This window comes from Falsiroseomonas oryziterrae (assembly GCF_021864505.1).
Lineage (GTDB): Bacteria > Pseudomonadota > Alphaproteobacteria > Acetobacterales > Acetobacteraceae > Falsiroseomonas > Falsiroseomonas oryziterrae.
This window is the reverse complement of the sequence record NZ_JAKJIB010000564.1, coordinates 1-1,403: the sequence shown is the minus strand read 5'-3', so window position 1 is coordinate 1,403 and position 1,403 is coordinate 1. Positions and strand designations below refer to the sequence as shown.

General features: G+C 74.4%; 2 protein-coding genes. Both read right to left on the bottom strand.

The features are described from left to right. Window positions 1–499 (bottom strand): type VI secretion system-associated protein TagF (tagF, locus tag L2I40_RS23185; protein ID WP_237217717.1); only part of this gene is annotated, 499 nt, incomplete at its 3' end. A gap of 151 nt (window positions 500–650) precedes the next feature. After that, window positions 651–1,403 (bottom strand): type VI secretion IcmF C-terminal domain-containing protein (locus L2I40_RS23180; protein WP_272911010.1); only part of this gene is annotated, 753 nt, incomplete at its 5' end.

The following is a 1,403-nucleotide window of genomic DNA, read 5'->3' as shown; positions in this document are numbered from 1 at the left end:
GCCGGGCGGCGACGCGCGGCGCGCCGTCGGTCCACCAGAGCGCGCCGGTGCCGCCCGTGGCGAAGCCGGGCGGCGCGGCGGCCAGCAATTCCTCGATCCGCTCCGGCGCAGCGTCCGACACGACGCCGGCCAGCCCCGCGTCCTCCACGGCCGCGATCCAGGACGGATCGGGCACCGGGGCGCCCGGGAAGCCGGGCAGCACGGCGGCGAGCGTGAGCGGCCAGTTGCGCCCCGCGCGATCCACGCTGGGCAGCATGACACCCGCCACCGCATCGGGTCCGCACTGGCCCGCGGGGATCGCGAAGCGCCAGATCGGCGCCTCGAGCCAGGCCGGCATCCAGCCCTCGCCGAGGATCGCGCGGCTGCCCGGCATCACCTCGGACAGCCAGGAGTCCCAGGCTTCCGTGAAGCCGCGCGGCAGCCCCCGCGCCACGAAATCGCCGCGCGCCGGCAGCTTCCCGGTGAAGCCCATCCGCGCGGCGAGGGCGGCGCCGCTCACATCACGGCTCCGCCGCAGCAGAAACCCCGCACCACCCGAGAATGCGGCCGCACCGCGGCCGCCGCGCCGCGACCAACCGCGTGGCCCGGCGCGCCGTGTCTGCGGCGCGCAAGGCAAGCGCGCGAAGCGCGCGCCCGCCGCCTGAGGGCACTTACAAACTCGGGCATCGGAACTCCCGCAGCACCGTGCTCGCGAGCGGGTTCAGCGTGGAAGAAGCCCGGATCTCATAGGTGATGGACCGGTCGCCGGAGCGGAAGGTCAGCGTGAAGCGCTCCGCCGCGCCGCCGCCCTGGATCTGGCCCTGGTTGAAGAGCCGGATCATCGACCACGGCCCGCTCGCCTGCAGCACCGCCGAGCCCGACGACGGCGCCGGGTCGAAGACGAGCCGGACATTGTTCATCCGGTTCGGCCCCGGCCAGGTCACCTGGGTCGCGCGCGTCGGCCCATGCGCGTAGGTGATCACCACGCCGTCGAGATCGAGCGTGGCCTGCCGCGCGCCGGCATCCATGGTCTGCGGCGCGATGTCGAAGCGGAAGGTCGGCTGCGGCTGACCCGCGAAGAAGATGTCGCGGATCACCGCGGCACGCTGGAAGTTCGCCACCGCCTCCGCGCTGACCGGGGACGGCACGCCATCCACCGCCTGCGGGCGCCAGACGCGGCCCGACATGTCCACGAAGGGCCGGATCTGCGTGTTGAAGAAGGTGTCGAGCATCCCGCCCGGCGCAAACAGCCGCGCGAAGTCGTCCATCGGGATCTCGTTGGTGGCACCCGGCGTGAACGGGAAGCGCCCATCCACCGCCTGACGGCAGAGCTGCGCCGGCGACACGCCGCCACCACCACCGCCACCGCCACCGCCACCGCCGGCCGCACCGCCATTCCAGGCGGCAGCCGCCGCGGCGCGCAC